22 protein-coding genes are annotated in these 24,509 nt (G+C 46.3%); 19 read left to right on the top strand and 3 right to left on the bottom strand.

The window, feature by feature from the left end; translation table 11 throughout:
- The first annotated feature begins 508 nt into the window (after nt 1-508).
- The 11 genes from CK1_RS17475 (at nt 509) to glpK (ending at nt 12,771) form a co-directional block, all read left to right on the top strand.
- Complete coding sequence (locus tag CK1_RS17475; RefSeq protein WP_015527454.1) at nt 509-1,315, top strand: carbohydrate ABC transporter permease; 807 nt, start codon at nt 509-511, stop codon at nt 1,313-1,315.
- A 28-nt stretch (nt 1,316-1,343) separates the two neighbouring features.
- Nucleotides 1,344-2,132, top strand: a complete 789-nt coding sequence (locus tag CK1_RS17470) for a carbohydrate ABC transporter permease (RefSeq protein WP_015527453.1) — start codon at nt 1,344-1,346, stop codon at nt 2,130-2,132.
- An 89-nt stretch (nt 2,133-2,221) separates the two neighbouring features.
- Nucleotides 2,222-3,544 (top strand): ABC transporter substrate-binding protein, encoded by a 1,323-nt coding sequence (locus CK1_RS17465; protein ID WP_015527452.1) that lies wholly within the window; start codon nt 2,222-2,224, stop codon nt 3,542-3,544.
- 288 nt (nt 3,545-3,832) lie between these two features.
- A complete protein-coding gene (locus tag CK1_RS17460; RefSeq protein ID WP_015527451.1) occupies nt 3,833-4,549 on the top strand; it encodes an MgtC/SapB family protein in 717 nt (238 codons plus the stop codon).
- Nucleotides 4,550-5,014: 465 nt separating this feature from the next.
- Complete coding sequence (locus CK1_RS17455; protein ID WP_015527449.1) at nt 5,015-6,472, top strand: NAD(P)/FAD-dependent oxidoreductase; 1,458 nt, start codon at nt 5,015-5,017, stop codon at nt 6,470-6,472.
- A 7-nt stretch (nt 6,473-6,479) separates the two neighbouring features.
- Entirely contained in the window at nt 6,480-7,766 is a 1,287-nt protein-coding gene (locus CK1_RS17450; protein WP_118752936.1) for an NAD(P)/FAD-dependent oxidoreductase, read from the top strand.
- A 5-nt stretch (nt 7,767-7,771) separates the two neighbouring features.
- Nucleotides 7,772-8,143, top strand: coding sequence for a DUF1667 domain-containing protein (locus tag CK1_RS17445; protein WP_021976756.1), 372 nt, complete (start codon nt 7,772-7,774; stop codon nt 8,141-8,143).
- A gap of 297 nt (nt 8,144-8,440) precedes the next feature.
- Nucleotides 8,441-9,172, top strand: coding sequence for a glycerophosphodiester phosphodiesterase (locus CK1_RS17440; RefSeq protein ID WP_015527446.1), 732 nt, complete (start codon nt 8,441-8,443; stop codon nt 9,170-9,172).
- Nucleotides 9,173-9,312: 140 nt separating this feature from the next.
- Entirely contained in the window at nt 9,313-10,431 is a 1,119-nt protein-coding gene (locus CK1_RS17435; RefSeq protein WP_015527445.1) for an Ldh family oxidoreductase, read from the top strand.
- A gap of 213 nt (nt 10,432-10,644) precedes the next feature.
- Nucleotides 10,645-11,220, top strand: coding sequence for a glycerol-3-phosphate responsive antiterminator (locus tag CK1_RS17430; protein WP_015527444.1), 576 nt, complete (start codon nt 10,645-10,647; stop codon nt 11,218-11,220).
- Nucleotides 11,221-11,271: 51 nt separating this feature from the next.
- On the top strand, nt 11,272-12,771 hold the full coding sequence (gene glpK / locus CK1_RS17425; protein ID WP_015527443.1) for a glycerol kinase GlpK: 1,500 nt from the start codon (nt 11,272-11,274) through the stop codon (nt 12,769-12,771).
- Nucleotides 12,772-12,896: 125 nt separating this feature from the next.
- On the opposite strand, the gene CK1_RS17420 is transcribed toward glpK, so the two are convergent.
- A complete protein-coding gene (locus CK1_RS17420; protein WP_015527442.1) occupies nt 12,897-13,304 on the bottom strand; it encodes a DUF6465 family protein in 408 nt (135 codons plus the stop codon).
- Between the two features lie 171 nt (nt 13,305-13,475).
- Here CK1_RS17420 and holA point away from each other — a divergent pair, with 171 nt between their 5' ends.
- A complete protein-coding gene (holA, locus tag CK1_RS17415) occupies nt 13,476-14,471 on the top strand; it encodes a DNA polymerase III subunit delta (protein ID WP_022426949.1) in 996 nt (331 codons plus the stop codon).
- Between the two features lie 3 nt (nt 14,472-14,474).
- Here the strand turns inward: holA and CK1_RS17410 are convergent, their stop codons facing one another.
- Both CK1_RS17410 and rpsT read right to left on the bottom strand, forming a co-directional pair.
- A complete protein-coding gene (locus CK1_RS17410; RefSeq protein WP_015527440.1) occupies nt 14,475-15,047 on the bottom strand; it encodes a M48 family metallopeptidase in 573 nt (190 codons plus the stop codon).
- 113 nt (nt 15,048-15,160) lie between these two features.
- The gene (gene rpsT / locus CK1_RS17405) at nt 15,161-15,424 is read right to left on the bottom strand and encodes a 30S ribosomal protein S20 (RefSeq protein ID WP_022426951.1); all 264 of its coding nucleotides are present in this window, start codon (nt 15,422-15,424) and stop codon (nt 15,161-15,163) included.
- A 70-nt stretch (nt 15,425-15,494) separates the two neighbouring features.
- Here rpsT and CK1_RS17400 point away from each other — a divergent pair, with 70 nt between their 5' ends.
- The 7 genes from CK1_RS17400 (at nt 15,495) to uvrA (ending at nt 24,449) form a co-directional block, all read left to right on the top strand.
- Nucleotides 15,495-15,713 carry a hypothetical protein gene (locus CK1_RS17400; RefSeq protein WP_015527439.1) on the top strand — a complete coding sequence of 73 codons (219 nt, stop codon included), beginning with the start codon at nt 15,495-15,497 and terminating at the stop codon, nt 15,711-15,713.
- A 4-nt stretch (nt 15,714-15,717) separates the two neighbouring features.
- The gene (gpr, locus tag CK1_RS17395; protein ID WP_015527438.1) at nt 15,718-16,647 is read left to right on the top strand and encodes a GPR endopeptidase; all 930 of its coding nucleotides are present in this window, start codon (nt 15,718-15,720) and stop codon (nt 16,645-16,647) included.
- 460 nt (nt 16,648-17,107) lie between these two features.
- Nucleotides 17,108-18,031 carry a stage II sporulation protein P gene (locus CK1_RS17390; protein WP_306289130.1) on the top strand — a complete coding sequence of 308 codons (924 nt, stop codon included), beginning with the start codon at nt 17,108-17,110 and terminating at the stop codon, nt 18,029-18,031.
- Between the two features lie 82 nt (nt 18,032-18,113).
- The gene (gene lepA, locus CK1_RS17385; protein ID WP_015527436.1) at nt 18,114-19,922 is read left to right on the top strand and encodes a translation elongation factor 4; all 1,809 of its coding nucleotides are present in this window, start codon (nt 18,114-18,116) and stop codon (nt 19,920-19,922) included.
- Between the two features lie 118 nt (nt 19,923-20,040).
- Entirely contained in the window at nt 20,041-20,319 is a 279-nt protein-coding gene (locus CK1_RS17380) for a hypothetical protein (RefSeq protein ID WP_306289038.1), read from the top strand.
- Nucleotides 20,309-21,445 carry a radical SAM family heme chaperone HemW gene (gene hemW, locus CK1_RS17375; RefSeq protein ID WP_015527435.1) on the top strand — a complete coding sequence of 379 codons (1,137 nt, stop codon included), beginning with the start codon at nt 20,309-20,311 and terminating at the stop codon, nt 21,443-21,445. The genes CK1_RS17380 and hemW overlap by 11 nt, the downstream gene beginning before the upstream one ends.
- Nucleotides 21,446-21,599: 154 nt before the next feature.
- Nucleotides 21,600-24,449, top strand: coding sequence for an excinuclease ABC subunit UvrA (gene uvrA / locus CK1_RS17370; RefSeq protein ID WP_015527434.1), 2,850 nt, complete (start codon nt 21,600-21,602; stop codon nt 24,447-24,449).
- Nucleotides 24,450-24,509: the final 60 nt, after the last annotated feature.

Raw genomic sequence — 24,509 nt, 5'->3', positions numbered from 1 at the left:
ATGTGTTATTTTCTGCCGATTTTTTTATCTGTTTTTTATGGAAGGTGATCAGAATGGATTGCCTTATTGGGGTGCGGTAAATTGTATAAAATAGATAAAAAAACAATTGTTATTAAATGATAATTGTATAAAATAAATAAAGAAATATTGAAAAATAGAGAAATAGCTGTTGATTATATGTAAGAAATATGTTATCATTTGGTAAAAAAGTTGGTAAAGATAACAAATACGCAAATACAAAGGAGGGTAGTGAGAGGGCATTTTTGACAGCAGAACGTAAATGAGAGTTTTGCTTAATGTATTGGGGTAATTGCTGGAAGATATAACGGAAATGTTTTTCAGCAGAATGTGTAATGAGCAACATGATCAGCACTGTCAGGGGGACAGAGATATCGTGATGATGCAGCTGATCGGTAGTACGTAAATTTATGAAAAGCAGGTGATATACAATGAAAAGTAAAAATCTTTTTTCAGGACAGTGGAGCCTTATCTCTATCTGGTTCCTGTAATGATCCTTTTTATACTGTTTGTATTCTGGCCGTTCGTTAAGACGATCCAGCTGAGCTTTGCCAGAACCACACCTCTTGGTCAGGTGGCACAGTATGTAGGACTTGACAACTATACGAATATTTTTACAGATGGAACGTTCCTTAACAGTTTGGTGACAACACTGAAATTCTCTGTTATGCGAGTTATCCTTTCTATTATGATCGGTTTTATACTGGCGATCATCAGTACAGAGAAAATCAGGGCAAAGGGATTTTTCCGTACTGTATATGCACTTCCGATGGCTATTTCCGCAGCAGCGGCATCTGTAGTGTTCATGTTTATTTTCCACAGCTCTCTGGGTATCCTGAACAGGGCGCTCGGAACTCATATCGGATGGCTGACAGATAAGAAATATGCACTGATCGCAGTTACGATCGTTAGTGTATGGATGGCGATCGGTATGAATTTCATTTACCTTACTGCAGCAATCCAGAGTGTACCGGCTGAGCTTTATGAGAGCGTTGCCCTGGATGGAGCGAATTTCTTCCAGAAGCACCGCCATGTAACGATTCCGTCAATCTCTCCGACACTGTTCTTCCTTCTCATTATCAATGTCATCAACTCCGTACAGGCATACGCAGAGTTCAAGATGATGACCCAGGGCGGACCGGCAGAGAGTACCAACGTTATCGTGTATGAGATTTACCAGGAGGCATTTATCAACAGCCGTTTCGGTGTGGCCTGTTCAGAATCCGTAATTCTGTTTGTTATTTTGATCATCCTGACTGCACTGCAGTTTAGACTGGAAAAGAAGGTGACCTACTGATGAAAGAAAACCATATGTAAAAGTGGCGATGTATGCGCTGAATATTATTTTTGCAATTATTATTATTGTTCCTGTTATCTACTGTTTCAATGTTAGTATGATGGATCTGAAGGAGATCTACGGCGGAAAGTTCTGGCCGTCCCATCTGACTATCGAGAACTACACAAGAGCATTTCAGCTTGCACCGTTCTTTACCTTCATTAAGAACTCACTGATCGTATCCGGTGTTATCACATTTGCTCAGGTCGTTACAGGTGCTCTTGCAGCATATGCTTTTGCAATGATGGAGTTCAAAGGCAAAAAGGTCCTGTTCTATATTATGCTGGCAACCATGATGATCCCGAGCCAGGCGATCATCATCGCAAACTACCTGACTATTGCTGACTGGGGTATCCGTAATACATACGCAGCGCTGATCCTTCCTAATGCAGCAGCAGCTTTTGCGGTATTCAACATGCGTCAGGCATTCCTGACACTGCCGAAGGAGATCCATGAGGCGGCAGAGATTGACGGATGTACAAATTTCAAGTTCTTATATACCATCGGTGTTCCGCTTATCAAACCATCACTGGGTGCTCTGATCATCTATGTATTCCTTCAGAGCTGGAACTACTATCTGTGGCCACTGCTTGTAACAGACAGTGTAAATATGAGAACGGTTCAGATCGGTCTTGGTATGCTTCAGGGGGCTGAGGCAACAGACTTCCGACCGGTTATGGCTGGCGCTATGGTTATCCTGATTCCGTCGATCCTTGTATTTATCATTGGTCAGAAGCAGATGATCAGTGGTCTGACAGCAGGTGCTGTTAAGGGTTGATCCAATCACATAAGAGCAAGTAGCAAAAATGTTAATTTGTCCGACCTGTATTGGGGCGGGTCGGACCATTATAAAAGGAGGGTTTCTATATGAACAACAAAAAATGGATGGCGATTCTTTTAGGAGGAATCATGGCTGCATCTCTGGCAGCTCCGTGCTCAGTAAGTGCAGCTGAGAAAACAACACTTACATTCTGGCATGCAATGGGCGGCACAAACGGTGAGGTGCTTCAGCAGATCGTGGATGATTTCAACGCATCCCAGGATGAGATTGAGATTAAAGCTGAGTATCAGGGAACCTATGATGATACCATCACAAAACTGAAAGCTGCTATGCAGAGTGACTCCGGTCTTCCGGATGTCTGCCAGATGTATGACGTAGGAACAAAGTTCATGTATGACAGTGGTGCTGTCATTCCTGTAGAAGACAAATTTGAGAGCACAGGCTATGATAAGAGCTCTGTTATGGAGGTTATCAGCAGCTACTATACCGTAGACGGCAAGCAGTATGCAATGCCATTTAACGTATCCACACCTATGCTGTATTACAACAAAGACGTATTTGAGGCAGCAGGACTTGATCCTGAAACTCCGCCAACAACTTATGATGAGGTTCTTGAGGATGCCAAGAAGATCGTAGAGAGCGGAGCAGCTCCGGTTGGTTATTCACAGGCTATTTACGGATGGTTCTTTGAGCAGCAGCTTGCAGGACTTGGTGTAACATACGGAAACAATGACAATGGACGTAAAGAGGCAGTTACAGCTGTTGATTTTGATTCCAACGGCGGCGGCCTGAAAGTATTTGATATGTGGAAAAAGCTGTATGATTCCGGATATTTCGAAGATTACGGAACAACAACAGCAGATACTCAGACAGCATTCTTCTCCGGACAGGTTGGTATGATCATCGAGTCTACTGCTATCCTGAAAAATGCAGTTGATTCTTCTCCGTTCGAAGTTGGTACAGGATATCTTCCGAGAATCGAGCAGAATGATGAAGGCGGTGTTATCATCGGTGGTGGATCCCTGTGGCTTACAGATACAGGCAACGAAGCTAACGAAGATGCAGCATGGAAATTCATCGAGTACATCACAACTCCTGATGTACAGGCTAAATGGTCCATGGGTACAGGATACTTTGCGATCAACGAGAAAGCTTATGAGACAGAGGATATGAAGGCTTACCTCAAAGAAAACCCGAACTTCGAGACAGCTATCAACCAGCTGAAGGATTCTCCTGTAAACTGCAATACAGCAGGTGTTCTCTCAGGTGTACAGACAGAAGCCCGTCTTACATTCAACGAGATCATGCCGCAGGTATATGATGGCAAGCTTACAACTCAGGACGCTGTTGATCAGCTTGCAGCTTCTGTAAACAAAGCGATCGAGAACTATAACGAGTCTATTAAATAATCAGAATGCCCTCTGATCAGTAGATAGAGCAACAGATAGGGATACCGCCGCTGGGCGCCGGTATCCCTGCTGTTTTACATGCTGTGAGACTACAGATCATGTATATCCGGGGTATAGGATCATATGAAAAACTGCGTAGTGAGACGGACGGAGTGAGTCCGGCTGACTAGACAGCTTTCGAATGGAGTGAGTGTGGCCTGCGGCGTTCGTGCAAGGCAAAATGAAGTGATGCGCTATTGGCGTTATCACCGGCAGAAAATAATGTTACAACAGGAAAGGAGCAAATTTATGGGCGGAATTCTCGGAGCATGTAATGCAATATCGGATTATTTGCACACTTTAAATATGGGATCGACGCTGTTTCGGCTGATTCTTGCGATGTTTCTTGGATGTCTGATCGGTATTGATCGTGGAATGAAGAAGCGTGTGGCAGGTGTAAAAACACATATGATCGTCTGTATGGGGGCAACTTTGGTTATGATGACGGGCGATTTTATCCATGTATATTCTAATGGGGCAGGAATCGGAGATACTGCACGACTTGGCGCACAGGTTGTCAGCGGGATTGGTTTTCTTGGAGTGGGAACTATCATTGTGACCGGACAGAGACATGTATCCGGTCTTACGACAGCGGCCAGTCTTTGGACTTCTGCGTGTATCGGACTTGCTGTGGGAATCGGCTTTTACAGCGGTGCGATCTTTACCACGCTGGGGCTTATTCTGGTGTTCAAATATGCGAAATATATAGAGGTTTATGTGGAAGAGCATTCCAATACCTATGACGTATATATGGAGTTTGAAAATGAAGACAAGATGAGTATGGTCATAAAGAAGCTCCGGGAAGAGGACATCCTGATCTCCAACGTAGTTATCATCAAAAAGAGATCCAAAACACAGAGTGTGGTGATCCAGGCAACAATGGAGGCTGCCAAATGGAAAGCACGCCATACTGTATTTCGTGAGGTAAGACAGCAGGAAGGAGTTATTTCTGTGGAGGAAATATGATCGGGAATCGGGAATACAATGAAACTTATCATGTTTTTGAGAAAGTTAAGAGCATGTTAAAGAAAAAACGATGTATTTTACGAAAAATGCACTTGAAATATGAAGAATAGTCTGATACAATGAATACAAAGTGAAGAAGGAATCTGATTCAGCTTGCTGAATACAGAGAATGCCATTGAGAACAGAGACCGGCATGAAGACACATGGATAAGTGTGTTTTTATGCCGGCTATTTTTATGCGCAAATGTTAATGTTTCAAAAGGATTACAAGGGTTACAAAGGGTTACGGCATAAAAATAATGGCATATTCACTTGAAAGATTGCTGTTCGTAAGCAGTACTCCTCGCAGAATATATACCTGCGGACGGCAATGCTTGTGTTGCAACGGATATTCTGCTGTTTCCGGCGCAGAGAAAGCCGGGGACAGTTCAGAAGATCCGCAAACAGGAAAGGAGAAACAGATCTATGTATGATGTGATCATTATCGGAGCAGGAGTTTCCGGAGCGGCAGCGGCGAGAGAGCTTTCAAGATATCGGCTGAAAATCTGCGTTCTGGAGCGAGAAGAGGATGTATGCTGTGGAACTTCCAAGGCAAACAGCGGAATCGCTCATTCCGGTTATGATGCAGAACCGGGAAGCCTTATGGCGGAACTGAATGTGAAGGGCAGCAATATGATGGGACAGCTTTCGAAGGAACTGGATTTTCCTTTTAAACAGACTGGTTCACTGACTGTCTGTACGACTGAGAATGGAATCGCCATGCTGCATAAGCTGCGTGAAAGAGGACTGAAAAACGGAGTAGAGGGACTGAGGATCCTTGACAGAGAAGAGGCACTTGCCATGGAGCCGAATCTGTCTGATCAGGTGCTGGCAGCGCTGTATGCACCGACAGCCGGAATTGTCTGTCCCTTTGAGCTGAACATTGCAATGGCAGAGAATGCATATAACAATGGTGTGGAATTTAAATTTGACACAGAAGTAAAGAACATCCGAAAACAGGAAAAAGGTTTTGTTGTGGAAACCTCAAAGGGTGATCTTGAGACAGGCTGTATCGTCAATGCTGCCGGTGTCTATGCGGATGTTTTTCATAATATGGTAAGTGAGAAAAAACTGCATATCACTCCTCGTAAGGGTGAGTATATGCTTCTTGATAAAAGTGCAGGAACACATGTGAATCATACGATCTTTGCACTTCCAAATAAGAACGGAAAAGGAGTTCTGGTAACACAGACTGTTCACGGTAATCTTCTGATCGGGCCTACAGCTACGGATCTGGAGGATCGGGAGGAAACAGCGACTACATCAGAGGGGATGGAGGAAGTAAGTGCCAAATCCCGGAAAACAGTAAAGGATATTCCACTGCGGAAGGTGATCACAAGCTTTGCAGGGCTTCGAGCTATCGAGGACGGTATGGATTTTGTGATCGAAGAGGTGGAGGATGCTCCCGGATTTATCGATTGTGCAGGAATCGCATCCCCGGGACTTACCAGCTCACCGGCCATTGGCTGTATGGTTGCTGACATCGTAAAAGAAAAATTACATCCGGAAGTAAATCCGGATTTTGATCCGGTGAGAAAAGGGATCCTGGATCCGTCAGAGCTTTCTCTGGAAGAAAGAAATGAGCTGATCAAAAGATCACCGGAATATGGAAATATCATCTGCAGATGTGAGATGATCTCTGAGGGAGAGATCCTGGATGCGATCCGAAGACCGCTTGGAGCGAAATCCCTGGACGGAGTAAAACGTCGTACAAGAGCAGGAATGGGAAGATGTCAGTCAGGCTTCTGCTCTCCCAGAACAATGGAAATCCTCAGCCGAGAGCTTGGCATTTCCATGGAGGAGATCACAAAAACAGGCGGAGCTTCCAGACTGATCGAAGGAATCAACAAGAAAATTGCAGAGGAGGGCGAGAACCATGAATGATAAGATTATGGTGAAGAGAGATATCGTGATCATAGGCGGAGGCCCTGCAGGACTGGCAGCAGCCCTGGCTGCAAAGAAAGAGGGAGCAGAGAGTATCCTGATCCTGGAACGTGATAAGGAACTGGGCGGGATCCTGAATCAGTGTATCCATAATGGATTTGGCCTTCATACATTTCAGGAGGAGCTGACAGGACCGGAATATGCGGCACGTTTTATCCGGATGGTAAAAGAGCAGCAGATCGAGTACCGGCTGAACACCATGGTCATGGATATCAGCCAGGATAAGGTGATCACTGCCATGAGCCGCCAGGAGGGAATGTATCAGATCCGGGCAAAAGCTGTGATCCTTGCCATGGGCTGCAGAGAGAGACCGCGAGGTGCACTGAACATTCCGGGATATCGACCGGCAGGCATTTATTCAGCAGGAACAGCACAGCGCCTTGTAAACATGGAAGGATTTATGCCGGGAAAAAAAGTAGTGATCCTGGGATCCGGTGATATCGGACTGATCATGGCTAGACGTATGACGCTGGAAGGTGCAGAGGTTAAGGCAGTGGCAGAATTGATGCCATATTCCGGAGGCCTGAAGCGAAATATCGTGCAGTGCCTGGATGACTTTGGAATCCCGTTGAAGCTTAGCCATACAGTGGTTGACATAAAAGGAAAAGAACGTGTGGAAGGAATCACTCTTGCAGAGGTAGACGAAAACAGACGCCCGATTCCCGGTACAGAGGAATTTTTTGAATGCGATACGCTTCTTCTTTCTGTTGGTCTGATCCCGGAGAATGAGCTTTCCGGACAGGCAGGTGTGAAGCTGAGTAATGTGACTTCTGGACCGGTGGTAAACGAAAGTCTGGAGACAAATGTAGAAGGTATTTTTGCCTGCGGAAATGTTCTTCATGTTCATGATCTGGTGGATTTTGTTTCGGAGGAAGCCGGCAATGCAGGAAGAAATGCGGCTCTCTATATAAACAACAATGGAGAGGACAAAATACCGGAAGAGATAAAAATCACGCTTTCGCCCCAAAACGGAGTCCGCTATACAGTGCCGTCTGAGATCCGTATCGGTCATATGGCGGAGGAGCAGCTGGTCCGCTTCCGTGTGGGAAATGTATATAAAAATTGTTACATCCGTGCATATCTGGATGGAGAACGGATCTTTTCCAGAAAAAAACAGGTGGCAGCACCCGGAGAGATGGAACAGATCAAATTGAAAAAAGAGCAGCTTCTTTCCATTCTGGAAGGAAAACAGAAACAGGATAAACATGAACTTGTGATCCAGGTGGAGGAGTGATGAAAATGGAAAAAAGAAATCTTACTTGTATCGGATGTCCTATGGGATGCGCCCTTCTGGTGGAAATGGATGGAAAAGAGATCATTTCCGTCACAGGAAATACCTGTAAAAAAGGTGCGGAATATGCAGTGAAGGAAGTGACAGATCCGACCAGGATCGTGACAACGACCGTGCGTGTGAAGAATGGAAGCATGCCGGTGGTGTCAGTAAAGACAGCACAGGATATTCCGAAAGGAAAGATTTTTGACTGTGTGGAAGCGCTGCGGGATGTATGTGTGGAAGCGCCGGTTCAGATCGGGGACGTGATCCTGGAGAATGTAGCAGGCACAGGCGTGGATATCGTGGCTACAGGAAATGTGAAGCAGATCATACAGTGATCTGCAAAGGATATATATGGCAAACTGTATGCTTATAATATGTCAGCCCTCCGGCAGACAAAGCGAATAAAATAAACCTGAAAAGGCTTTTTTATCGCTTTGTTTGTCATGAAATAAAATATACAAAATGCACAAAAAATATTAGTGCTTAAAAGAATAATTAATTAAAAAATAACAAAAAATATATAAGAATCGATAAAAAATGTTGAAAATAAATAAACGTTATGATATAATCAGAAATATGAATTAGCAAAAATGCTCATAACGATGTAATGCATTGAATGGAGGATGATTAGAATGAAAGTATTTGGACATCGTGGTTTCAGCGGAGAATATCCGGAGAATACAATGCTGGCGTTTCAGAAGGCTGTGGAGGCTGGCTGCGAGGGAATCGAGCTTGATGTACAGCTGACCAAGGATCTGGTTCCGGTGATCATGCACGATGAGAAGGTTGACCGTACCACAGATGGAAGCGGATATATTTATGATCTTACATATGCTGAGCTGTGTAAACTGGATTGCAGTTATCCGGATAAGTTTGCCGGAAAATTCGGCAGGCTTCAGATTCCGACTCTGAGAGAGTATTTGGAGTGGATGGCAGAGGAGGAAGATCTGATCACAAACATCGAGCTGAAGAACAGTGTTTATTATTATGGTGGTATGGAAGAGAAGGTCATTGATATGATCTGCGAATATGGTCTGGAGGATCGGATCATTCTTTCCTCTTTCAATAACGCATCCATTGTATTGTGCAGACAGAGTGATGAGACTATTGCAGGAGGCTTTCTGGTAGAGAAATATGTGGATAATGCAGGGGTTTATGCAAGAACCTGTGATGTGCAGTATTATCATCCGAATCTGGAATACCTGAAGGAAGAGCATGTACGCAGCTGTTCCCAGAACGGGATCGGAGTGAATGTCTGGACTGTAAACGAGGAAGAGGATATGAGAAGGATGAAGAAATGGGGAGTAAACTCCATCATTACCAATTATCCGGACAGAGGAAGAGCAGTGGCAGACGAGGATTGAAACTGCGATGTAAAGGCGCTTTCTGTGAGGCACATACAGGAGGCAGGCTAAATTTGAAATCTCCGGCAGGAGGGGGTCCTGCTGCAGATCTATATAAGCAAAATAAAAAACTATAATAATGTATATGGAGGAGTTTTACAATGGAGAAAGAAACAAGACCTTTTATTTCCTGGCAGCTTGCAGACGATTTTATGACTGCAGTATTTGAGAAAATGGGAGTTCCGACGGAGGATGCAAGACTTTGCGCTGATGTACTTCTGGAAAGTGACAGACGTGGAATCGAGAGCCATGGCTGCAACCGCTTTAAACCGATCTATATCGACCGTATCAAATCCGGAATCTTAAATCCAGTAACAAAGATCGATATCCTTAAAGAGACACCAACAACTGCAGTTCTCGATGCCAACGATGGTATGGGAATGGTAGCCAGCAAGAAGGCTATGGACATGTGTATTGAAAAAGCACATAAATACGGCATGGGTATGGTTGCAGTCCGTAACTCTTCCCATTATGGAATCGCAGGATATTGGACAGGTCTCGCAGCAAAAGAGAATATGATCGGTATCAGCGGTACCAACGCAAGACCATCCGTTGCACCGACATTTGGTGTTGAGAATATGCTTGGAACCAACCCACTGACATTTAGTATGCCTACAGATGAGCCGTTCCCGTTTACACTGGACTGTGCAACATCTGTTATCCAGAATGGCAAGATCGAATACTACGCACGTATCAACCATGATACTCCTAAGGGTCTTGTTATTTCCAGAGAAGGAGAGGAGCTTACAGATAGTGCAGAGATCCTTAAGAAGATCAGAAGCCAGCAGGCAGCACTTGCTCCTCTCGGTGGATTTGGTGAGACAACCGGAGGATATAAGGGATACGGATACTCTACTGTTGTTGAGATCCTTTCCGCTGCTCTTCAGTCCGGTCTCTTCCTGAAAGCTCTGGATGGTAAGGACGAGGAAGGAAAGATCCGTCCATATCATCTTGGACATTTCTTTATTGCTATCGACACAGAGGCATTTATGGGTGCAGAGGCATTCAAGAAAACATGCGGTGATATCCTGAGAGACCTGAGAGGCTCCGAGAAAGCTCCTGGACAGGAACGTATCTACACAGCAGGCGAGAAGGAATATGATGTATGGATGTATCGTAAGGATAAGGGAGTTCCGGTGACAGAGGCAGTTCAGAAAGAGTTTATCGGACTTCGCGATGAATTCGGACTTACACAGTTCAAATTCCCGTTTGAGAAATAATGTATCTGCAGAAGGGAAGTCCATAGGGGCTTCCCTTCTTTTGCCAGAGAAGAAGATTGTCTGAGAATTGTAATACAGCCGGAAATAAAACAGATATATTTGGCAAATGCGTCTGGTCTTTGAAGCAATAAACTGATACAATAAGAATAATATCTTCAAATAATGCGCGGAGATAAAATGATATTGTGTGAACATTGCGGAGGAAGAGAGAAGATGAACAAAGAATTTCTGGACGCGATCGAGGCGAACCCGATCATAGCGGCTGTAAAGGATGAGCAGGGACTTCAGAACTGTCTGGGCAGGGAGGAGCTTACCGTGATCTTTATCCTGTATGGAGATATCCGTTCTATTGGGGGAATTGTGGAGCGGATCCACCAGGCGGGGAAGATCGCGATGGCACATATAGACCTGATCACAGGTTTAAGCTCAAAAGAGGTTTCTGTGGATTATATTTGTAAAAATATCCATGCAGATGGGATCATTTCAACAAAAGCATCCATGATCAACAGGGCGAAGAAGCTTGGAATGTATACAGTTCTGCGTTTTTTCCTTATTGATTCCATGGCGATCAAGAACATTGAGAATCTGGGAAATCAGCATGAGCAGCTGCCGGATGTGGTAGAGGTTCTGCCGGGGCTGATGCCGAAGATTCTTAAACAGATATGTAAAACAAGCAAGGTGCCTGTGATCGCAGGCGGTTTGATCTCCGATAAGGAGGATGTGATGGGAGCTCTGGGTGCGGGGGCAGCAGCGGTTTCCACTACAAATCAGAAGGTATGGGAATTATGAGGCTGCAGAGGCATTGAGCCGCAGCCAAGAAATGTATTGGAGGATTTTTATATGGCAAAATATGTTATGGCGCTGGATTCCGGAACGACCAGTAACCGCTGTATTCTTTTTGATGAAAGCGGAAGGATCCGCAGTGTGGCGCAGAAGGAGTTTATCCAGCATTTTCCGAAACCGGGATGGGTAGAGCATGATGCAGGTGAGATCTGGTCCACACAGCTTTCTGTTGCCAGAGAGGCTATGAACCAGATTGAGGCAACGGCAGAAGATATTGCAGCAATCGGTATCACCAATCAGAGAGAGACTACTATTGTCTGGGATAAGAATACGGGACAGCCGGTTTATCATGCCATCGTATGGCAGTGCAGAAGAACTTCAGAATACTGCGACAGCCTGAAAGCGAGGGGACTGGAAGAAAAATTCCGTCAGAAAACAGGACTTGTTATTGATGCGTATTTTTCAGCCACCAAGGTAAAATGGATCCTGGATAATGTGGAGGGTGCCCGCGAAAGAGCAGAGAAGGGAGAGCTTCTGTTTGGTACCGTGGAGACCTGGCTGATCTGGAAGCTGACCAAGGGAGCTGTTCATGTAACAGATTATTCCAATGCATCCAGAACGATGATGTTCAATATCAATACACTGGAGTGGGATGATGAGATCCTGGAGGAGCTTGATATTCCGAAATGCATGCTCCCGCAGGTAAAAGAGTCCAGTGAGATTTATGGTGAGACAGATCCGTCCTTTTTCGGTGGAAGGATCCCGGTAGCCGGTGCTGCCGGGGACCAGCAGGCGGCGCTGTTCGGACAGGCCTGCTTTGAGAAAGGTGAAACCAAGAATACATATGGAACCGGTGGCTTTCTTCTGATGAATGCAGGAGATAAACCGGTATTTTCCAATAACGGGCTGGTTACAACCATCGGATGGGGACTTAACGGAGAGATCACTTATGTTCTGGAGGGATCCGTATTTGTGGCTGGTGCTGCGATCCAGTGGCTTCGTGATGAGCTTCATCTGGTGGATTCCGCATCGGATACCGAGTATTTTGCGGGAAAGGTACCGGATGCAAACGGCTGCTACGTCGTGCCTGCATTTACAGGACTTGGAGCTCCTTACTGGGATCAGTATGCCCGTGGCACGATCGTGGGATTGACCCGTGGTGTAAATAAGTATCATATTGTGCGTGCGACTTTGGAATCACTTGCATATCAGGTCAATGATGTGCTGGAGGTTATGAAGGAAGATGCAGGAAGTGACCTTGCAGTTCTTCGTGTAGACGGCGGAGCAAGTGCAAACAACCTTCTTCTGCAGATCCAGGCCAATATCAGTAATGTGGCTGTAGAACGTCCGGAATGTATTGAGACAACTGCTCTTGGTGCCGCATATCTTGCAGGTCTTGCTGTGGGATTCTGGGAAAGCAAGGAGGCAGTACTGGAAAGCCGTGATGTGGAACGTATTTTCCGCACGGAGATCGATGACGAGAAGCGAAATGCCATGGTAAAAGGCTGGAGAGCTGCAGTAGGCTGCTCCAGAGACTGGATCAAAAAGATCCAGTAAAAGATAAAAAAGAAAAGTCATGCAGCGGGACCGGATGAAAATGTCCTGTGCATGGCTTTTTTGCGTTTCCGGAATGTCACAGACAGACCGGCATATAAGCGATCGCGGAACAGATCCGCCGGAGCTTACAGAGTGGTCAGATCGATCCTGTAATCGTCGGAACCCTCTCCGTCAGCAGTGTAGTAAGCTGCTCTTTCTTCTGCATTTACATAGATGTGGAGCTCTTTGCCTTTCAGGCCCTTTGCTTCTGCATCTTTCTTAACAGCTGCCTCAAGGTCGGCAACTGTGATGGATGTCTCAAAAATTTCAAGTGTGATGCCGCTGATCTTATGATTTTTTACAGTGTTCTTAACTTCTTCTACTACTTCTGGTGCCTTGGCTGCTACAGTCTCTGTTGCCTTTTTGACTGCTTTAACGGTTTTTTCAGCTGCAGGTGTTTTTTCAATCTTTTCTACAGTTGATTTCACGGTAGCTTTGGCCTTGGTGGTTGCGCTCTTCAGGTTGCTTGTTCTGCTGTTTCTTCTTTTTTCCATAATGGAACACTCCCTTCCACATATTTCGCTGACAGAACGGATCTGCCGGAATATGTACCTGTTTACAGTAGCATGAATCCGGTGGAAAGTCAAATTTTTGCTTGGGTGTTGCATTTCCGGCAGTTGTCGTATAAACTGGATTACAGAGAAAATCAGACAGGGGTACAGAGATTGAAGAATATTCAGGAAGATATTAAAACAGGAAAATTTAAGCAGGCATATCTCCTTTACGGTGAGGAAGCCTATCTGAAACAACAATATAAAAGAAATCTGGTGAAGGCTCTGAACCCGGACGATGATACCATGAATTTTACCAGATATGAGGGGAAGGGGATCGATGTCCGGGAGCTTTTGAGTCTTTGTGATACCATGCCCTTTTTTGCAGAGCGAAGAGTAGTCCTTCTTGAGGATACGGGATTCTTTAAGAACAAATGCGAGGAACTGGCAGATTATATGAAAGCTCTGCCTGATTATCTGTATCTAGTGTTCTGCGAGTCTGAAGTAGATAAAAGAAGCCGTATGTACAAGGCGGTAAAAGCCTGCGGCAGCATCGGGGAATTTAAACAGCAGGATGAAAAGACTCTTATGCGGTGGGCGGCAGGGATCCTTGGAAAAAATGGCCGCAGGATCACCCAGAGAGATGTGGAGCTTCTGCTGACCATGACGGGAACAGATATGGGAAATATAAGGATGGAGCTGGAAAAGCTGATCTCCTATACGGTCGGAAGAGATGTTGTGACGGCTGCAGATATCCAGGCTGTCTGTACCACGCAGACAACCAATAAGATCTTTGATATGGTGCGTGCGGTGACGGAGAAGAACCAGAAGCGGGCCCTGGATCTGTACTATGACCTTCTGACCCTTCGGGAACCGCCGATGCGGATATTGTTTCTTTTGGCGAAACAGTTTCGTCAGATCTGCCTGACCAAGAAAATGTCACAGGAGGGTCTTTCTCAGACCGAGATCGCTTCCAAACTGGGAGTACCCTCTTTTGTTGTGCGGAATCTGGCATCCTGTGCCAGATCCTACACTGTGGAAGAGCTGGAGAATGCTGTGCGGGATTTTGTGGATGCGGAAGAGGCGGTAAAGACAGGTACACTTGGAGATGTGCTCAGCGTGGAGCTTCTGATCGTGAAGTATAGCTCGGCGAGAGCAGTGAGAGCCTGAGTTTTACGGAGACGGGTTCTGCCACAGGGTCGCTCCGTTGTCCCTGAGCCATTTTTCGCAGGCTTTATACTCTGGCATCACAGATGCCACCACTGCATAAAAGGCAGAGGAATGATTCATTTCTTTTCTGTGGGAAAGTTCGTGTACTACAACATAATCCAGGACTTTTTCCGGGGCGAAGATCAGCCGCCAGTTGAAATTCAGGTTTCCTTCGCTGGTGCAGCTTCCCCAGCGGGTTTTTTGTTCCCGGATCGTGATACGGCCGTAGGTTACGCCCATTTTTCTGGCGTAGGCTGCGGCTTTTCTTTTGAATATTTTTCTGGCGGATTCCATATAATAACCGCGGCGGAATTCCGAAAGAGGCGGGTTTTCAGCCTGGGGCTGTGCCGGCTCAGTGGCAGCGTGTGAGAGATGCTCCAGGATCCAGCTTTCTTTCTGTGAGAGAAAACGATGGATGGTGGAATCTGGCATTGTGTGTGGAGCGCGGACAGTTACCTGACCGGAAACGCTGACCTGGATCGCCAGGGTTTTCCGGCTGCTGCGGATAATGCGGTAGGGAAAGGGATGGGATATCATAAAAAACTCCTTTTGGTCAATGCAGAAATCTATATACAAAAAAGACAGTCGCTGACGGTTCGACTGTCTTTCCTTTTACTTATAAGCTTATAACTAAAATATTCCGTGGTCTATTACGCAATGCTGTTGACAGCTTTGGAAAGACGGGAAATCTTTCTGGCGCAGTTATTTTTGTGATAAACGCCCTTGGATGTAGCTTTGCTGATTGTGGAGATTGCGTCCTTAAGAGCAACCTCTGCAGCTGCCTTATCCTTATTCTCAACTGCTGTCTCAACTTTCTTGATGGAAGTCTTAACTGCAGAACGGATTGCTTTGTTTCTTGCAGCCTTAGTGCTGTTAACTAAGATTCTCTTCTTTGCGGATTTAATGTTAGCCAATTCGTACACCTCCGATTCCTTAAAAATATAATATTAAATTACATTCACAGGAACAGACACGGGCGCTCCTATGAAACATGCTTATATATATTATTATACGTGCACAGGAATGTCAAGATGTTTTTCGCAAAAATTCCAAAAAAATATGCAAAAAATACCAGATGCTGTGTGGAAAAGGGGAAATGATACATATTTATGGGAAAAAGGGGAAATAATAAAAGGGAAAACACCGGAAAAGCTGCAGGCAGCAGCGAAAAAGTCTTTGCAATCTTACAGAAAAAGAGGATGAGAGTATGGCTGGAAGGAGCAGAATCAGAACAGACCTGGCGCTGGAAGCAACGGAACGCTTTCAGGCGGAAAACGTAGAAGTACGTGGAGTAGAGATCAGGGAAAGATACGATGAGGAAAAGGATGTTCGGACTACCGTAGTGCGGATCACAACGGAAAATGGAGCCAGGACCATGGGAAAACCACAGGGGACCTATATTACCATTGAGGCACCGGATCTTTCCGTTCCGGATGAGGATTATCACAGGGAGATCTCGGAAGAGGTGGCACATCATTTGCGGGAGCTGATCGATCTCGGACGGCAGCAGTCGATCCTGGTGGTAGGCCTTGGAAATCAGGAGATTACTGCGGATTCCCTTGGCCCTCGTGCAGTTTCCAATCTTCATATGACAAGGCATGTGATCCGGGAATATGGGCTGAAGAGCAATGAACATATGAAAATGCATCAGATCAGCGGTATCGTTCCGGGTGTGATGGCACAGACCGGAATGGAAACTCTGGAAATTGTTCGGGGTGTTGTTTCGGAGACAAAGCCGGATTTGGTGATCGCCGTAGATGCGCTGGCGGCCAGAAGTACGACAAGACTTAACCGGACGATCCAGATCACGGATACCGGGATTAGTCCGGGCTCCGGCGTGGGGAATCACAGGGAAGGCCTGAATGAAGAGAATCTTTCGGTCCGTGTGATCGGGATCGGTGTTCCGACTGTGGTGGATGCGGCTACTATTGTCCATGATTCCATGGCAGAGCTTCTGGAGGCACTGGAGGAGGATGAGCAGAAGGAGTTTCTGGAAGAAATGATCTCGCCGAAGCTTTACACCATGTTTGTAACACCAAAGGATGTGGATGAAACGGTACGATATTTAAGCTTTACCATTTCCGAGGGACTGAATCTGGCTTTTTCCGATAGTCTAATCGAAGAGGACAGGTCATAAAATACCATAAGAGGTGATCGTGGGTGACGAATATCCAGAGGGCTTTCTGCGTGGTTTTGAGCCTGATCTTCCTGGGTGTGGTGGCTGTCCTTCCGGGAGATTTTTTCAGGCATGGTGAGATCTACAGACAGCTGCCGCTGTATTGCTTTCTGGAAAAGAAAGCTCTGCAGAAGGAAAATGGCAGAGACCGGGAAACAGAGATGCTTTTGCAGGAAAAAAACGCAGAGCATCTGGGTGAAGAAGTGGAAGCAGAGAACCGAAAAGAGCAGGAGACGCTGTTGATGGCCGAGGCGGAAGAAGTGGAGAAGAAAGAAGCCCTTCAGAAGAAAGAAGAGCTTCAAAAGAAAAAAGAAATTCAAAAGAAAGAAGCGGAAGAGGCAGAGAAAAAATCTCCTGACGGCAAAAAAATGAAAAGGAGACTGTTAAGGGAAATGCAGAACAGGAAGTTGCAGAGCCAGAAATTACAGAGCCGGGAGGTTCAGAACAGGAAGCTACGGAGCCGGGGAACACAGAACCGGAGACTCCTCCGTCAGAGGAGAACCAATCCGGTGAAAATACTGCGAAGGAACAGGAGACTGTGGCACTGCCACATCCGCAGATTGACTTGTCTCAGGCGAAACTGGCAGATTTTGACTATGTGATGAATCAGTTTTTTATATTGGATTCCAATACGGAAACGAATGCGCAGCAGATCAGTGCGCCCCGTTTTCTGAAGGAGGATCTGTCCGTTAAAAAGGATTCATCGGTACCCCAGATCCTGATTTATCATACCCATTCCCAGGAGGCTTTTGCAGATTCAAGAGAAGGACAGACTGAGGACACCATCGTAGGAGTGGGAGATCATCTTACTGAACTTCTGGAAAAAACATATGGATACCAGGTCATTCATATAACAGATGCCTTTGATATGATGGGAGGAACACTGGACAGGAGCAAGGCTTATGATTATGCCAGGGCATCCATAGAAAAAGTGCTGGAAGAAAATCCCACCATTGAAGTTGTGATTGATCTTCACAGAGATGGTGTGCCGGATGAGCGTCATCTGGTAACGCAGGTGAATGGAAAACCTACTGCTCAGCTGCTTTTTTATAATGGATTAAGCTATACAGTCAGTCAGGGGGCAGTGAGTTATCTGCCCAATCCTTACATAGAAGAGAATCTGGCATTTTCCTTTCAGCTGGAATATCAGGCGGCACAGTATTACCCCGATCTTTACCGGGGGATCTATCTGGCAGGTCTTCGCTATAATCTGCATCTTAAGCCACGGGCCCTGCTTCTGGAGGCCGGAGCACAGACAAATACCGTGGAGGAAGTCCGAAATGCCATGGAACCTTTTGCAGATATCTTAAACAGAGTTCTGAAAGGCAGTGACAAAGAAGGCTGAAATATGATATGATAAAAAGCAGTATGGAAAAATATGCGTTCTGAACGCTTTATACGAGAGAAATTTAAGGAGGACTTCCTGAATGATAGACCAGAGTAAAATTCGGAATTTTTGTATCATTGCACATATCGACCATGGCAAGTCAACACTTGCGGACCGTATCATCGAGATGACGGGACTTCTTACCGAGAGGGAAATGCAGGCCCAGGTTCTGGATAATATGGACCTTGAGAGAGAACGAGGGATCACCATCAAATCCCAGGCGGTTCGTATTGTATACAAAGCCAAGGACGGAAATGAGTATATTTTTAACCTGATCGATACCCCGGGACATGTGGACTTTAACTATGAAGTTTCCCGAAGCCTTGCTGCCTGTGACGGAGCGATCCTTGTTGTGGATGCAGCACAGGGAATCGAAGCTCAGACACTTGCCAATGTATATATGGCACTGGACCATGATCTGGATGTGGTTCCGGTGATCAACAAGATCGACCTTCCAAGTGCGGATCCGGAGCGTGTTATCAATGAGATCGAGGATGTGATCGGAATTGAAGCGCAGGATGCACCGCAGATCTCCGCAAAAACAGGACTGAATGTAGACCAGGTCCTGGAGCAGATCGTCAATAAGGTCCCGGCGCCGGCGGGGGATGTGGATGCACCTCTGAAGGCTCTGATCTTCGACTCTGTTTATGACCCTTATAAGGGTGTTATCGTATTTTGCAGAGTGAAGGACGGACGTGTGAAAAAGGGCACGAGGATCCATATGATGGCGACCGGATTCACTACGGAGGTTGTGGAGGTTGGATATTTTGGAGCGGGTCAGTTTATCCCATGTGACGAGCTGACAGCAGGTATGGTCGGATATATCACAGCCAGCATCAAGAATGTCCGTGATACCCGCGTGGGTGACACGGTAACGGATGCGGACAACCCCTGTGCAGAGGCGCTTCCGGGATATAAGAAGGTAAACCCTATGGTTTATTGTGGCCTTTATCCGGCAGATGGTGCCAAGTACGGCGATCTCCGTGACGCACTGGAGAAGCTTCAGCTCAACGATGCTTCCCTTTATTATGAACCGGAGACATCGATCGCCCTTGGATTTGGTTTCCGCTGCGGCTTCCTGGGACTTCTTCATCTTGAGATCATCCAGGAGCGTCTGGAGAGAGAGTATAACCTGGATCTTGTAACTACAGCACCGAGTGTTATCTATAAGGTCTATAAAACCAATGGTGAGATCATCGAGCTGACCAATCCCACCAACCTTCCGGATCCTTCAGAGATCGAATACATGGAAGAGCCTATGGTGAAGGCGGAGATCATGGTAACCACAGAGTTCATTGGTGCGATCATGGATCTCTGCCAGGAGAGACGTGGTCAGTATGAAGGCATGGAATATATGGAAGAAACCCGTGCACTCCTGAAATACAGACTGCCGCTGAACGAGATCATTTATGATTTCTTTGATGCACTGAAGTCACGTTCCAGAGGTTATGCATCCCTGGATTACGAACTGGACGGATATGAGAGAAGTGAGCTTGTGAAGCTGGATATCCTTGTGAATAAAGAAGAAGTGGATGCTCTTTCCTTTATCGTGCATGCAGATACTGCTTACGAGCGTGGAAGAAAGATGTGTGAGAAGCTGAAAGACGAGATCCCGAGACAGCTCTTTGAGATCCCGATCCAGGCAGCTATCGGAAGCAAGGTCATTGCCAGAGAGACGGTAAGAGCCATGCGTAAAGACGTACTTGCCAAGTGTTACGGTGGAGATATTTCCCGTAAGAAGAAGCTTCTGGAAAAACAGAAGGAAGGTAAGAAACGTATGCGTCAGGTAGGTAACGTGGAGATCCCGCAGAAGGCATTTATGAGTGTCCTGAAGCTGGATGATAAATAGGAGATGACTTTTTGAAAAAAATATAAAAAAACTGTTTCTGGCAGCAGGACTTCTGGCTATAACAGGAGCTCTGCTTACCGGATGTGGTTCAAAGAAGAAAAATGCAGAAGAGGAAAGTGTGATCAAAATCAGTACAGCGCCGGAACCGACTGCCACTCCTGATCCGAAAACCGTAGATCCGGATGCAGTGACGAGCAATGGAAATCTGACAATGGTCAATGAGTACCTGGCAGAAAACGGCAGTGAGGCATTGGGGATCGATGGCGTGACACCAACACCGGCTGCTTCGAATGGAAGCACGGATAATGCAGATAGTGACGGTGAAGATACAAGCTCCGATGAGGATAATGATACATCAGGTAGTGGTGGAGAGGAAGGAGCCATGGATGGAGAATGAGGCGAAAAAACCGCTGGAGCTCTATATCCATATTCCGTTTTGTGTAAAAAAATGTGATTACTGTGATTTCCTTTCCGGACCTGCCGGAAAAGAGAGGCAGCGTGAATATTTCCAGGCTCTGGAAAGGGAGATTGCCGCTGTTCCGGATTTTTCGGACAGGGAGATCACCACAGTTTTTATCGGCGGAGGAACACCTTCCGTGCCGGATCCGTCTCTTGTTGGAGAGATGTTGGATCAGATCAGAAATAAGTTTTTTGTGGCCCCGGATGCTGAGATCACCATCGAAGCAAATCCGGGGACTTTATATAAAGAAAAACTTCAAATATATCTGGAACACGGAATCAACCGATTAAGTCTGGGACTTCAGTCCCCACAGAATCGGGAATTAAAGATCCTTGGAAGGATCCATACGTGGGAAGAGTTTCAGGAGAGCTTTTTTATGGCAAGGGATGCAGGCTTTTCCAACATCAATATCGATCTGATGAGTGCCATTCCGGAACAGACTTATGCAGACTGGGAAAAAAATCTCCGCACGGTGGCAGGGCTTTCGCCGGAACATATTTCCGCCTACAGTCTGATCATTGAGGAAGGCACTCCTTTCGGGGAGAGAAAGCTGAAATTGCCGGATGAGGATACGGAGTACCGTATGTATGAGAATACGGCAGGGATCCTGGAGGAATATGGGTTTCATCAGTACGAGATCTCCAATTATGCGAAAGGCGGACGGGAATGCCGTCATAATAAGGGATACTGGCAGAGGATCGATTATCTGGGACTGGGACTTGGGGCGTCTTCACTTCTGGAGCATATGCGTTTTTCCAATACTGCGGATATGAAGGAATATATTGGAAACAGTGCGTTTCCGGATAAGATCCGCCAGAATATGGAAAGCCTTACAGAGGCAGATGAGATGGCTGAGTTTATGTTTCTGGGGCTTCGGATGACAGAGGGCGTTTCAATGGAAGCGTTTGCAGAATATTTCGGAAAAAATATGGAAAACGTTTACGGAGAGGTCCTGAAAAAACATCTGGAGATCGGAATGCTGGAACAAAAAGGAGACAGGATATATCTTTCGAGAAAGGGAATCCATGTGAGCAATGGAGTGATGGCGGATTTTCTGTTGTAGAAAAATTTGTCGATTTTTTCACCTTGACGAACGGATGTTCTGGCAGTATACTGATAAAAAATCAGAAGTTTTACAGCGGAATAAGAGAGGTAGATTCTGCTGTTGAGAAGAATACCGGAGTATTTTTTATGACCGGACAGAGTAGGAGGCTTTCATGTCAGCAGAAGCAAACGATAAGAAGCGTTTTATCAGGATACGCGGAGCCAATGAGAATAATCTTAAGAATCTTAGCGTCGATATTCCCAGAGACCAGTTTGTGGTACTTACCGGACTCAGTGGCTCCGGTAAGTCATCTCTTGCATTTGATACCATTTATGCAGAGGGGCAGAGACGTTATATGGAGTCACTTTCTTCCTATGCGAGGCAGTTCCTGGGACAGATGGAGAAACCGGATGTGGAGAGTATCGAGGGCCTTCCGCCGGCAATCTCTATTGATCAGAAGTCAACGAACCGGAATCCCCGTTCTACAGTGGGTACGGTAACGGAGATCTACGATTATTTCCGACTTCTGTATGCCCGTGTGGGAATCCCGCACTGTCCCAAATGTGGAAGGGAAATCCGCAAACAGACGGTAGATCAGATGGTGGATCAGATCATGACGCTTCCGGAACGCCAGAAGATCCAGCTTCTTGCACCGGTAGTGCGGGGCCGCAAGGGAACCCATGTTAAACTTCTGGATCAGGCCAGAAGAAGCGGATATGTGAGAGTGCAGATCGACGGAAATCTCTATGAGCTTTCTGAGGAGATCAAGCTGGATAAGAATATCAAACATAACATTGAGATCGTTGTGGATCGACTTATTGTGAAACCGGGAATAGAGAAGCGTCTTTCCGATTCCATTGAAACCGTGCTGGATCTGGCGGATGGTCTGCTGGTAGTAGACACTATGGACGGGAAGCTTCTGAATTTCAGTCAGAGTTTTTCCTGTCCGGATTGCGGCATCAGCATTGATGAGATCGAACCCAGGAGCTTTTCCTTTAATAATCCGTTTGGTGCTTGCCCCCAGTGTCTGGGTCTTGGATATAAGATGGAATTTGATATCGATCTGATGATCCCGGATAAGAAACGGAGTATCAATGAAGGGGCTATCGCTGTTCTCGGATGGCAGTCCTGTACCACGCAGGGAAGCTTTTCCAGAGCGATCCTGGATGCCCTGGCAAGGGAATATGAATTTTCTCTGGATACACCTTTCTGCGAGTATCCGAAGAAGGTCCAGGATATCCTCATCCATGGTACCGGCGGTCATTCTGTGAAGGTTTATTATAAAGGACAGCGGGGAGAGGGCGTTTACGATGTGGCGTTCCCGGGACTGATCCGCAATGTGGAGCAGAGATACCGTGAAACCGGTTCCGAGGCTATGAAGCAGGAATACGAGAGCTTTATGCGGATTACTCCGTGCACCACATGTAAGGGACAGAGGCTGAAGAAGGAGTCCCTGGCAGTGACCGTGGCGGATAAGAATATTTATGAAGTGACCAATATGCCGGTACAGAAGCTGCAGGGCTTTCTCCGCAATCTGAAGCTTTCAAAGCAGCAGGAGCTTATTGGAAGACAGATCCTGAAGGAAATCCGCGCCAGGGTTGGATTTCTGGCAGAGGTTGGCCTGGAGTATCTTTCACTTGGAAGAGCTACCGGAACCCTTTCCGGCGGAGAAGCTCAGAGGATTCGTCTTGCCACACAGATCGGATCCGGGCTTGTGGGGGTTGCATATATCCTAGATGAGCCGAGTATCGGGCTTCACCAGAGAGATAATGACAAGCTTCTGGGGGCACTGATGCGTCTCCGTGATCTTGGCAACAGTCTGATCGTGGTGGAGCATGATGAAGATACCATGCGTGCTGCAGACTGTGTCATCGATATCGGCCCCGGAGCCGGAGAACATGGCGGACAACTGGTCGCAATGGGGACAGCTGAGGATCTGATGAAAAATGAGCAGTCTGTGACAGGAGCTTATTTAAGCGGAAGGCTGAAGATCCCGGTACCGGAAGTGAGGAAGGAACCAACCGGATTTCTTCATATAAAGGGTGCGGCAGAGAACAACCTGAAGCATATCGACGTAGATATTCCTCTGGGAGTGATGACCTGTATCACAGGTGTTTCCGGCTCCGGTAAGAGCTCTCTGATCAATGAAATCTTGTACAAGAGACTTGCCAGAGACCTGAACCGTGCCAGAGTGATCCCCGGGAAACATGATGACATCCTGGGTATCGATCAGCTGGATAAGGTGATCAATATCGACCAGTCCCCGATCGGAAGAACTCCTCGTTCCAATCCTGCCACATATACCGGAGTTTTTGACCAGATCCGTGATCTTTTTGCAGCCACCGCAGATGCCAAGGCAAAGGGCTACAAGAAAGGCCGTTTCAGTTTTAATGTCAAGGGCGGACGGTGCGAGGCCTGCAGCGGTGACGGAATCATCAAGATCGAGATGCATTTTCTTCCGGATGTATATGTGCCTTGCGAAGTCTGCAAGGGCAAACGTTACAATCGTGAGACTCTGGAAGTGAAGTATAAGGGCAAGAGTATTTATGATGTATTGAATATGACTGTGGAAGAAGCACTGACATTTTTTGAGAATGTACCGTCGATCAGGAGAAAGATCGAGACCTTGTATGATGTAGGGCTTTCCTATATCCGTCTGGGTCAGCCCTCCACCACTCTTTCCGGAGGAGAAGCACAGCGTATCAAGCTTGCCACAGAACTCAGCAAGCGCAGTACCGGAAAGACGATCTATATCCTGGATGAGCCTACCACAGGACTGCACTTTGCGGATGTCCACAAGCTGATCGAGATCCTGCGCCGTCTGTCTGAAGGAGGAAACACCGTTGTGGTCATTGAGCACAATCTGGATGTGATCAAGACGGCGGATCATATTATTGATATCGGACCGGAAGGCGGTGACAGAGGCGGAACGGTAATTGCCAGAGGAACTCCGGAGGAAGTAGCAGAGAATCCGGTTTCCTACACCGGTAAATATGTGAAAAAATATCTGGAACAGAAATAACCGGTAAAAGTTCTTTTCAATTTCTGTGGTTTTGTATATAATGAAGTGCGGGAACGTTCC

It is taken from the genome of Ruminococcus sp. SR1/5 (genome assembly GCF_000209835.1).
Classification (GTDB): Bacteria; Bacillota; Clostridia; order Lachnospirales; family Lachnospiraceae; genus Blautia_A; species Blautia_A fusiformis.
Note: the sequence above shows the minus strand (reverse complement) of the source record. Positions and strands in the feature narration are given on the sequence as shown.

Excerpts from the sequence above, each read along its gene's own strand:
- glpK (WP_015527443.1), top strand. The coding sequence starts at position 11,272 with ATGGCAAAATATGTTATGGCGCTGGATTCCGGAACGACCAGTAACCGC.
- CK1_RS17430 (WP_015527444.1), top strand. The coding sequence starts at position 10,645 with ATGAACAAAGAATTTCTGGACGCGATCGAGGCGAACCCGATCATAGCG.
- CK1_RS17475 (WP_015527454.1), top strand. The coding sequence starts at position 509 with ATGATCCTTTTTATACTGTTTGTATTCTGGCCGTTCGTTAAGACGATC.
- lepA (WP_015527436.1), top strand. The coding sequence starts at position 18,114 with ATGATAGACCAGAGTAAAATTCGGAATTTTTGTATCATTGCACATATC.
- CK1_RS17460 (WP_015527451.1), top strand. The coding sequence starts at position 3,833 with ATGGGCGGAATTCTCGGAGCATGTAATGCAATATCGGATTATTTGCAC.
- CK1_RS17400 (WP_015527439.1), top strand. The coding sequence starts at position 15,495 with ATGAAACATGCTTATATATATTATTATACGTGCACAGGAATGTCAAGA.
- CK1_RS17470 (WP_015527453.1), top strand. The coding sequence starts at position 1,344 with ATGTATGCGCTGAATATTATTTTTGCAATTATTATTATTGTTCCTGTT.
- CK1_RS17465 (WP_015527452.1), top strand. The coding sequence starts at position 2,222 with ATGAACAACAAAAAATGGATGGCGATTCTTTTAGGAGGAATCATGGCT.
- CK1_RS17450 (WP_118752936.1), top strand. The coding sequence starts at position 6,480 with ATGGTGAAGAGAGATATCGTGATCATAGGCGGAGGCCCTGCAGGACTG.
- gpr (WP_015527438.1), top strand. The coding sequence starts at position 15,718 with ATGGCTGGAAGGAGCAGAATCAGAACAGACCTGGCGCTGGAAGCAACG.
- CK1_RS17440 (WP_015527446.1), top strand. The coding sequence starts at position 8,441 with ATGAAAGTATTTGGACATCGTGGTTTCAGCGGAGAATATCCGGAGAAT.
- CK1_RS17420 (WP_015527442.1), bottom strand. The coding sequence starts at position 13,304 with ATGGAAAAAAGAAGAAACAGCAGAACAAGCAACCTGAAGAGCGCAACC.
- CK1_RS17445 (WP_021976756.1), top strand. The coding sequence starts at position 7,772 with ATGGAAAAAAGAAATCTTACTTGTATCGGATGTCCTATGGGATGCGCC.
- uvrA (WP_015527434.1), top strand. The coding sequence starts at position 21,600 with ATGTCAGCAGAAGCAAACGATAAGAAGCGTTTTATCAGGATACGCGGA.
- CK1_RS17455 (WP_015527449.1), top strand. The coding sequence starts at position 5,015 with ATGTATGATGTGATCATTATCGGAGCAGGAGTTTCCGGAGCGGCAGCG.
- hemW (WP_015527435.1), top strand. The coding sequence starts at position 20,309 with ATGGAGAATGAGGCGAAAAAACCGCTGGAGCTCTATATCCATATTCCG.
- CK1_RS17435 (WP_015527445.1), top strand. The coding sequence starts at position 9,313 with ATGGAGAAAGAAACAAGACCTTTTATTTCCTGGCAGCTTGCAGACGAT.
- CK1_RS17410 (WP_015527440.1), bottom strand. The coding sequence starts at position 15,047 with ATGATATCCCATCCCTTTCCCTACCGCATTATCCGCAGCAGCCGGAAA.